The sequence below is a fragment of the Bradyrhizobium sp. WSM3983 genome (assembly GCF_000473045.1).
Lineage (GTDB): Bacteria > Pseudomonadota > Alphaproteobacteria > Rhizobiales > Xanthobacteraceae > Bradyrhizobium.
Genome location: NZ_AXAY01000022.1, coordinates 153,998 through 161,904, shown reverse-complemented (window position 1 = coordinate 161,904; position 7,907 = coordinate 153,998). Strand labels below are relative to the sequence as shown.

Below are 7,907 nucleotides of genomic sequence, written 5' to 3'. Positions count from 1 at the left end.
CTGGCGAAGGCGCCATGGTCGAATACGTCACCGCGATGATCGGTGGCCAGCTGTTCGGCCTGCCGATCTCCCGCGTCCAGGACGTGTTCATGCCCGAGCGCGTCACCCGCGTTCCCTTGTCCTCGCGCGAGATCGCGGGCGTGTTGAACCTGCGCGGCCGCATNGTCACCGTGGTCGANATGCGCGCCCGTCTCGGCCTGCCCAAGCCCGAGGACGGCAAGACGGCGATGGCGGTCGGCGTCGACCTGCGCGGTGAATCCTATGGCCTCTTGATCGACCAGATCGGCGAAGTGCTGCGCCTGTCCGAGGACGGCAAGGAAGACAACCCCGTCAACCTCGACCCTCGCATGGCCAAGCTTGCCGGCGGCGTCCACCGTCTCGACGGCCAGCTCATGGTCGTCCTCGACGTCGATCGCGTCCTCGAGCTCAAGACCGAAGTGCAAATGGCTGCCTGAACTTTCACGAAAGATATTTAAAGCCGGAGAACCAAGATGAAGACCTGTTTGGTGGTTGATGATTCCAGCATCGTTCGCAAGGTCGCCCGTCGCATCGTCGAATCGCTGGGCTTCCAGGTTATTGAAGCGGAAGACGGCGTCGAAGCGCTAGTCCATTGCAAGAAGGCCATGCCGGAAGCGATCCTGCTCGACTGGAACATGCCCGTCATGGACGGCTTCCAGTTCCTGGGAACGCTGCGCCGCATGCCTGGCGGCGAAGAGCCCAGGGTGGTGTTCTGCACCACCGAGACCGGCATCGACCACATCACGAAGGCGATGGGGGGCGGTGCCAACGAGTACATCATGAAGCCGTTCGACAAGGACATCGTGATGGCGAAGTTCCAGGAAGTCGGGCTGATCGAGCGCGAAGAACAGACAGCTGCCTGAAAATACACCTGCCAGTAGCGTCAAGAGGTATCCTGTGAACTCGCCCGACTACGAGTATCTGCGTAAGTTGCTGAAAGAGCGCTCCGGTCTCGACCTGTCCTCCGACAAGCAATATCTGATCGAAAGCCGCCTGCTGCCGCTGGCGCGCAAGGCCGGCCTCTCCGGTATCCCCGAACTCGTGCAGAAGCTGCAAGGCGGCTCGAGCGCGCTGATCACCAGCGTGGTCGAAGCCATGACCACGAACGAGACCTTCTTCTTCCGCGACAAGGTCCCGTTCGACCATTTCCGCGACACCATCATGCCGGAAGTCCTCAAGGCCCGCGCCGGCCGCCGCAGCGTGCGGATCTGGTGCGCCGCAGGCTCGACCGGGCAGGAGCCCTATTCGCTTGCGATGACCCTGAAGGAGATGGGCGCGGCCCTGACCGGCTGGCGCGTCGAGATCATCGCGACCGACCTCTCGCAGGAAGTGCTCGAGAAGGCCAAGGCTGGCGTCTACAGCCAGTTCGAGGTGCAGCGCGGCCTGCCGATTCAGCATCTGGTGAAATACTTCAAGCCGAACGGTGAAACCTGGCAGATCAACCCCGAACTGCGGGCGATGATCCAGCACCGGCAGCTCAATCTGCTGCAGGACTTCTCCCATCTCGGTACGTTCGACGTCATCTTCTGCCGCAACGTGCTGATCTATTTCGACCAGGACACCAAGATCAACATCTTCAACCGCCTTGCCCGCCAGATCGAGCTCGACGGCTTCCTGGTGCTCGGCGCGGCGGAAACCGTGGTCGGACTGACCGATACGTTCAGGCCGATTGCGGATCGCCGCGGCCTCTACAAGCCGAACGATCCGCGTGCCGCGGCAGCCAAGCTGGCCGCTCAAGGTGCCGCGCCGCCGCGCATGGCAGCGATGGCAGGACAATAAGCATGGCCGAGGATGGCAAGGGCGCAGAGCGCGTCACGTTCAGTCGGGGCTATGATGTCTGCATCATGGCCATCGACGGCACGTGGCGGCGCGACTGCACGCTCAATGCGATTTCCGACACCGACGCCATCCTCACGGTGGAGGGCTCGATCCAGGGGTTGAACCTCAAGGAGTTCTTCCTGCTGCTGTCGTCCACCGGCCTTGCCTATCGCCGCTGCGAGCTGGTGCGCGTCAACGGCGCCGAGATGGACATCCAGTTCCTGCGCGGCAAGAACCGCAAGAAGCGCGGCGCGGCCAGCGGCCATGACGCGGTGGTTTGATCGCCACGCCCACGCCGCTGCCTTTTGCTGACGCGTTGCTTCACATTTTCTGAAAACATCCGAACGAATTCGCAGACCCGGCTTTACGTGGCAGAAGCGCGCGCCGTGTATCAATGACCGGTCGCAATTTCAGGGTCCTCCATGCCAAGAAGCTCTCTCTCTCCCATCCCGTCAAACCTGCCCGACGTCGCCGAGCGGCGCGCGCTTCAGCTCCTGGTGGTCGATGACGACGCCACGCAGCGCAGCCTGATCACGGTCGCCGCCAAGCAGGCCGGCCACGAAGTCGCGGTTGCGCCGTCGGTTGCGGAAGCCATCGACAAGCTGCGCGCCGCGCGGTTCGACTGCGTGACGCTCGATCTCGTGCTGGAGGACGGCGACGGCATCGACGTGCTGCGCGAGATGGCGGCGGCGAAATTCACGGGCTCCGTGATCGTGATCAGCGGCATGGACGGCAAGCGCCGCAGCGCCGCCCGCAGCTTCGCCCGCTCCGTCGGGATCGAGCTTCAGAGCCTGCCGAAGCCGCTGGATCTCGCGGCGCTGCGCATCAGCCTCGCCAATCTCGGCAAGACGGCGATGGGGCTGCCGACGATCCATACCTGGGGCGGCGTCGCGACCGACGCGATCGTGGAGCGGCACCGTGCCTGAGGCGCGGAGCTGCCATGCAATCGGCTGCGGCAAATCAGCCGCGCTGATTGCGGCTTACGTGCCAGATTCCGACAGCTCTTGAAGGGCGTGGCCGAGCTCCGCCCGGCAGGCATTGAGGGCGGCGCTCGCCGTGGCATAACGGGGCGTGACGTCGTCGAGCACGACAATCTCGGTGGAACCCAAGACGGCGCTCAAGATAGCGCTATCGTCGTCCGGCTCCATCGCAGCGTCGATCAGACGCAAGCTGATCTCGATGCGCGCGATCAGGGAGCGAAGTTCGGCCGCGATCAACTGACGGCTGTCCGTTTCAGCCATCGCGGCGAGCGGGGGTGTGCCAGCGTAATTTAGCATGGATATTCTCCGTCCCCCGCAATAAGGCACCTCAGCGCTACTTGTGCGTTAAGTTCATGTCCCGTACAAATGCGGGTGGGCTGAATCTGCGCCGAAAGCCATAACGTTAGGCGCGGACGCGAGTCCTTGAATGCCGAATGGACTTGGCGATCGACTTGGCGATCGATCGACCTGGCGAATGGACATGGCACATGGTCGAACAAACCTCCCGTGGTGAGATCTTCGTGGTCGATGACGACCCTGCTGTTCGCGACACCTTGTCGATGGTGTTGAAGGCGGCGGGTTATGAGGTGATCTGTTTTGCGGACGGCGCAGCGCTGCTCTCCGTCGCGCGAAGCCGCACGCCGGCTGCGGTCCTGCTCGACGTGCACATTCCGGGAAAATCGGGCCTCGACATCCTGAAGGAGCTGCACGGCGAGGACTATCCGGCCCCGATCTTCATGATTTCCGGCCAGGGTGACATCGCGATGGCGGTGGGCGCCATCAAGAGCGGCGCGCTCGACTTCATCGAGAAGCCGTTCCGCGGCAGCGAGATCGTCGGCCGGCTGGACGAGGCGATCGGCGCTTACGCACGCAGGCAGTCAGAGAACGCATCGCCGAAATTCGGCTCGCTGCATTTCCCCGGACGCGAGCCGCTGACCCGCCGGGAGCGCGAGGTGCTCGAGCAGTTCGCTGCAGGCGCTTCCAACAAGGAAGCCGGCCGCACCCTCGGCATCAGCCCGCGCACCATCGAGGATCACCGCGCCAACATCATGAAGAAGCTCGGCGCCCGCAATGCCGCCGATCTGATCCGTATCGTGATGACCGCGGCCCAGCGCGCGTCGTAAGGCGGCTGGCGATCCACTCTCGTGCCCCGGGCGCGGCGCGTCCGGAACAAGATTATAGGCTATGCCTGCAGCGCCTTGCGGATGATCCGCGCCAGATCGGATTTGCGATAGGGCTTCGCCAGCAGCAGCACGCCTGAATCCAGCCGGCCGTGGTGGATGATCGCGTTCTCGGTATAGCCTGATGTGTAGACCACCCTGAGGTCGGGGCGCGTCTTCAACACCTCGTCGGCGAGCTGCCGCCCGTTCATCTTGCCGGGCATGATCACGTCGGTGAACAGCAGGTCGAACGGCTTGCCGCTCGCGACGATGGTGAGCGCCTCCGCGGCATTGGCGGCCTGCAGGGTGACGTAGCCGAGTGAATGCAGCTGGGCCAGCACGTAGTCGCGCACCAGCCGGTCGTCCTCGACCACGAGGATGGTCTCGTGCCCACCCTCGATCGAGGCCGGCATCACGCCATCGGCGACGGCCGTCGGCGTCTTGCCCGGCGGCAGGTACATCTTGATCGTCGTGCCGTGGCCTTCCTCGCTGTAGATCTTGATGTGGCCCGCGGACTGCTTGATGAAGCCGTAGACCATCGAGAGCCCGAGCCCGGTTCCTTTGCCCGGACCCTTCGAGGTGAAGAAAGGATCGAACACGCGCGGCAGCATGCCGGCAGGAATGCCGGTGCCGGTGTCGCTCACGGCGATCAGCACATAGTGTCCGGGCGGGACATCGTTGGCGCTGGCATAGACCTCGTCGAGATAGGCGGCGCCGGTCTCCACGATCAGCTTGCCGCCGCCGGGCGTCGCGTCGCGCGCGTTGAGCGCGAGGTTGAGGATGGCCGTGGTGAGCTGGTTCGGATCGACAATCGCGACGCAGCTCTCGTCCTCGAACACGGATTCGATCTGGATCTGCTCGCCCAGCGTCGGTCGCAGCAGCTTTGCCGTGTCGATGACCAGCGAGTTGATGTCGATTTCGCGCGGTTGGAGCGGCTGCTTGCGTGCGAAGGCGAGCAGGTGCTGGGTCAGCTCGGCGCCGCGGCCCGCAGCCTCGTCGATCATCTTCGTGATCGCGGCAAGCCCCGGATCCTTGGCGACGGCCTCGGCGAGGATCTCGATCGTCCCGGTGATGACGGTGAGGATGTTGTTGAAATCGTGCGCCACGCCGCCGGTGAGCTGGCCCACCGCCTCCATCTTCTCGGCGTGGCGGATGCGCTCCTCGGAGGCGATCTTGTCGGTGAGGTCGCGGTAGAACACGTTGAACAGGACGCCCTCGCGGCGCCTCAGCGCCGTGACGCTCAGCTCGGCCTTGAACTCCTTGCCGTCGCGGCGGCGGACCATGAGCTCGCGGCGGCGGTTGAGGGTCTGGCCGTCCGCGGATTCGAGGAAGCGGGCAAGGCCGGCCTTGACCCTGTCGCGCTCGCTTTTCGCAACGATCAGGTCGACCGCGTTCTTGCCCAGCGCCTCGTCGCGCCGCCAGCCGAACAGCTCCTCGGCCCGCGAGCTCCAGTTCAGGATGGTGCTGCGATCGTCGGTCTGGACGAAGGCGTCGAGCGCGGTCTCGACGATGTTGCGCGCGAGCTGCTCGCTGTCCCGCAAGGATTCCGCGGCGTGCCTCGCCTCGGTCATGTCGCGCCCGACGAAGAAGAAACGCCTGGCCTGATCCGACCAGTTGCCGACCCACGAGAGCCAGACTTCGCGGCCGTCCTTGTGGAAGCAGCGGGTGTCGGCGAGCTTGGGATGCTCGCCGCGCCGAAGCTCGCGCATCTCCTCGCGGGATCGATCGAGATGGGCGGGGTGAATGAAATCGACGCCGGTGCAGCCGATCATCTCGTCCGGTCTGTAGCCAAGAATGGTCTCGGTGCTCGGGCTGATCTGCACGATCTCGCCGTGCAAGTTCATGATCATGATCAGATCCTGCGAGGTGTCAAAGAGCTGCCGCCGCTCTTCCAATTGCTGCTGGAGCGCCCGCTCGGCGCGTCGCGCTTCGGTCAAACTGCGCGCGGATCCGGAGGCGCCGATGATCTCGCCCGAGGGCCCCCTGATCGGCGACAGGCTGAGCGAGATTTCGACCGGCGTGCCGTCCTTGCGCAACCGCACCGTCTCGAAGCGTTCGATCGGCTCGCTCCGGGCGATCCTCTTCAAATAGTCCTTGCCCTGCTCGCGGCGGTCGGGCGGGACAATGATCGAGGTGGATTTCCCGATCGCTTCATTCGCCGAATAGCCATAGAGGCGTTCGGCGGCCGGATTCCAGCCCGTGATGATGGCGTCGAGGGACTGCATCACGATCGCATCGTCGGACGATTCGACGGCGGCGCTGAACAAGAGCTCGCGCGCCGCATGATGGCTTCGTGCGGCCTCGGTGCGACGATGCTCCTGGACCTCGCGTTCGAGAGCGGCTGTTTTCGCCCGCGTCTCTTCGACCATCCGGGCAAAAGCCCGCGCCAGTACGCCGGTCTCGCCGCTTGCATCGATGGGAATGTCCGCCGACCGTCCACTGCCGATGGCCTCCACCGCCGCGGTCAGGCGCCCGATCGGGCGAGTCAGTGAGCGCGCCAGCAGCACCGCGAGTGAAGCCGCGGCGAGCACGGCAAGCACGCCGACCAGCAAGGACGTTTTTTGAATGGCGGCGGGCACGCGGCCGAAGACGGCCGGGGGAATGGTCACGATGATTGCGACCCATTCCTTGCCCGCAAGCAGCGCCGGCGCCATCGCCGCGCCGCTCGGGCGGCCCGCCCCATCGGTCATCAGCTGCGTGGATACGTCCGGGGTGCCAGCCAGCGCTGAAAAAAATGGAAAATCATTGCGCCAGTTGGTGGGGTGGCCACGCCATGAGCCGAATTCTCGCGCGCGATCGGGATTGACGAGATAATCGCCCCGCGGGGTCACGACGTAAATCTCTCCTCCCGAGCTCGCAGTCGAGCGGACGCGGTCGAGTGCCGGACGCATGTCGATATTGGCGATGATGATACCGAACGGCTTGCCGTCCGGCGTGAACAGTGGCGTCGCGACCCGCAGCGTCGGAATGCGTAAGTCCTTGGCCCCGCCCTGGCCGGTCGCCAGGTCGATTGGCGAAACATAAATCTCGCCCGGCGCCAGTCGGATCGTTTCCTGGAAGTAGGTTCGTTCGCTCTCGCGCTCCAGTTCGCTGTTGGGGGCGATCCGTGCTGCTCCATTCGGGCCGGAGCGATCGACGCGGACCAACTCGCGCCGATCGTCGTCAAGGCCGATGATGCGAAACTGTCCGTAGTTGGGTTTGGCCTCGATTTCGGCCGCGAGCCGCGTCGCGATGCGATCGCGCCAGGTTTGCTCGGACACGCCGTCAAGAGTGTCAATTCCGCCACCGATGTGAGCCCGGATCAGACCATTGATGGCCGCGGCGGAGCGGTAGCCGATCAAATCGCCGCGCACTCCGGCAACGTAGGATTCAAGATTGTTGGCCAGCAGGCGTGCCTGGGCTTCGACCCGCTCCAGGACCCGCGGAATGACGGCTTGCGTGATGTTGCGATAGCTCAGCCACCCGACCGCGGAGACCGCAATCGCGACCAGCAGAATCATCGCGATGGCCAGCCGGGTTGCGAGCGTCATGTCGCCCTTCGCGTCGCGTCGAGAATGGACCCGAATGTTCTATGCGACATCGATGGTCCCGTCATCGGCTGCCGGTGCCGGCATCGAGTTGCGGCGGAGCCCCTTACGGCCGTCGCCAGCGGCCGTCACGTGATGACCGGCCCGCTCCAACAGCAGGCGGATTGTCAACTGAACGGCCGGGTCGTCATCCACGATCAGGATGTTGGCCACGTCAAAACCTCCCGGCCGGGCGCGGACGTTCCCGGCGACCCCAAATCCAAGCATCAAATGCGAAATTGTTGCGCGGATTGTGCCCGCCCTGCAAGCACTTCCGGCCGAAGCATGATCTAGCCGTCGCCGTTCAGGCGTGGTTCCCTGTATGCACACTCATGTGCACATGACGGCGTTTGTCACCGGGTCTT

At 64.5% G+C, this 7,907-nt stretch carries 8 protein-coding genes and 1 pseudogene; 6 read left to right on the top strand and 3 right to left on the bottom strand.

Features of this window, described 5'->3' with window-relative positions:
* From YUA_RS0126910 to YUA_RS0126890, 5 genes are all read left to right on the top strand, one after another.
* Positions 1-455, top strand: a 455-nt coding sequence (locus YUA_RS0126910; RefSeq protein ID WP_063627818.1) for a chemotaxis protein CheW, incomplete at its 5' end; no start/stop codon positions are given.
* Positions 456-491: 36 nt separating this feature from the next.
* Positions 492-881 carry a PleD family two-component system response regulator gene (locus YUA_RS0126905; RefSeq protein ID WP_027533508.1) on the top strand — a complete coding sequence of 130 codons (390 nt, stop codon included), beginning with the start codon at positions 492-494 and terminating at the stop codon, positions 879-881.
* A 34-nt stretch (positions 882-915) separates the two neighbouring features.
* Positions 916-1,797, top strand: a complete 882-nt coding sequence (locus tag YUA_RS0126900; RefSeq protein WP_027533507.1) for a protein-glutamate O-methyltransferase CheR — start codon at positions 916-918, stop codon at positions 1,795-1,797.
* A 2-nt stretch (positions 1,798-1,799) separates the two neighbouring features.
* Positions 1,800-2,117, top strand: a complete 318-nt coding sequence (locus tag YUA_RS0126895) for a hypothetical protein (protein WP_027533506.1) — start codon at positions 1,800-1,802, stop codon at positions 2,115-2,117.
* A gap of 141 nt (positions 2,118-2,258) precedes the next feature.
* Entirely contained in the window at positions 2,259-2,762 is a 504-nt protein-coding gene (locus YUA_RS0126890) for a response regulator (RefSeq protein WP_027533505.1), read from the top strand.
* Positions 2,763-2,816: 54 nt separating this feature from the next.
* Here the strand turns inward: YUA_RS0126890 and YUA_RS0126885 are convergent, their stop codons facing one another.
* Complete coding sequence (locus tag YUA_RS0126885) at positions 2,817-3,113, bottom strand: hypothetical protein (protein ID WP_027533504.1); 297 nt, start codon at positions 3,111-3,113, stop codon at positions 2,817-2,819.
* Positions 3,114-3,304: 191 nt separating this feature from the next.
* Between YUA_RS0126885 and YUA_RS0126880 the strand changes: the two genes are divergently transcribed.
* On the top strand, positions 3,305-3,940 hold the full coding sequence (locus tag YUA_RS0126880) for a response regulator transcription factor (RefSeq protein ID WP_027533503.1): 636 nt from the start codon (positions 3,305-3,307) through the stop codon (positions 3,938-3,940).
* A 59-nt stretch (positions 3,941-3,999) separates the two neighbouring features.
* Here the strand turns inward: YUA_RS0126880 and YUA_RS0126875 are convergent, their stop codons facing one another.
* Positions 4,000-7,506: a PAS domain S-box protein gene (locus YUA_RS0126875; RefSeq protein WP_027533502.1), complete on the bottom strand. Its 3,507-nt coding sequence runs from the start codon at positions 7,504-7,506 to the stop codon at positions 4,000-4,002.
* Between the two features lie 96 nt (positions 7,507-7,602).
* Positions 7,603-7,716: pseudogene (locus tag YUA_RS48710) on the bottom strand (response regulator); the annotation flags it as partial.
* Positions 7,717-7,907 lie beyond the last annotated feature (191 nt).

Bases quoted from the DNA above. Each gene is read 5' to 3' on its own strand.
- YUA_RS0126905 (WP_027533508.1), top strand. From the start codon at position 492: ATGAAGACCTGTTTGGTGGTTGATGATTCCAGCATCGTTCGCAAGGTC.
- YUA_RS0126895 (WP_027533506.1), top strand. From the start codon at position 1,800: ATGGCCGAGGATGGCAAGGGCGCAGAGCGCGTCACGTTCAGTCGGGGC.
- YUA_RS0126890 (WP_027533505.1), top strand. From the start codon at position 2,259: ATGCCAAGAAGCTCTCTCTCTCCCATCCCGTCAAACCTGCCCGACGTC.
- YUA_RS0126885 (WP_027533504.1), bottom strand. From the start codon at position 3,113: ATGCTAAATTACGCTGGCACACCCCCGCTCGCCGCGATGGCTGAAACG.
- YUA_RS0126880 (WP_027533503.1), top strand. From the start codon at position 3,305: ATGGTCGAACAAACCTCCCGTGGTGAGATCTTCGTGGTCGATGACGAC.
- YUA_RS0126875 (WP_027533502.1), bottom strand. From the start codon at position 7,506: ATGACGCTCGCAACCCGGCTGGCCATCGCGATGATTCTGCTGGTCGCG.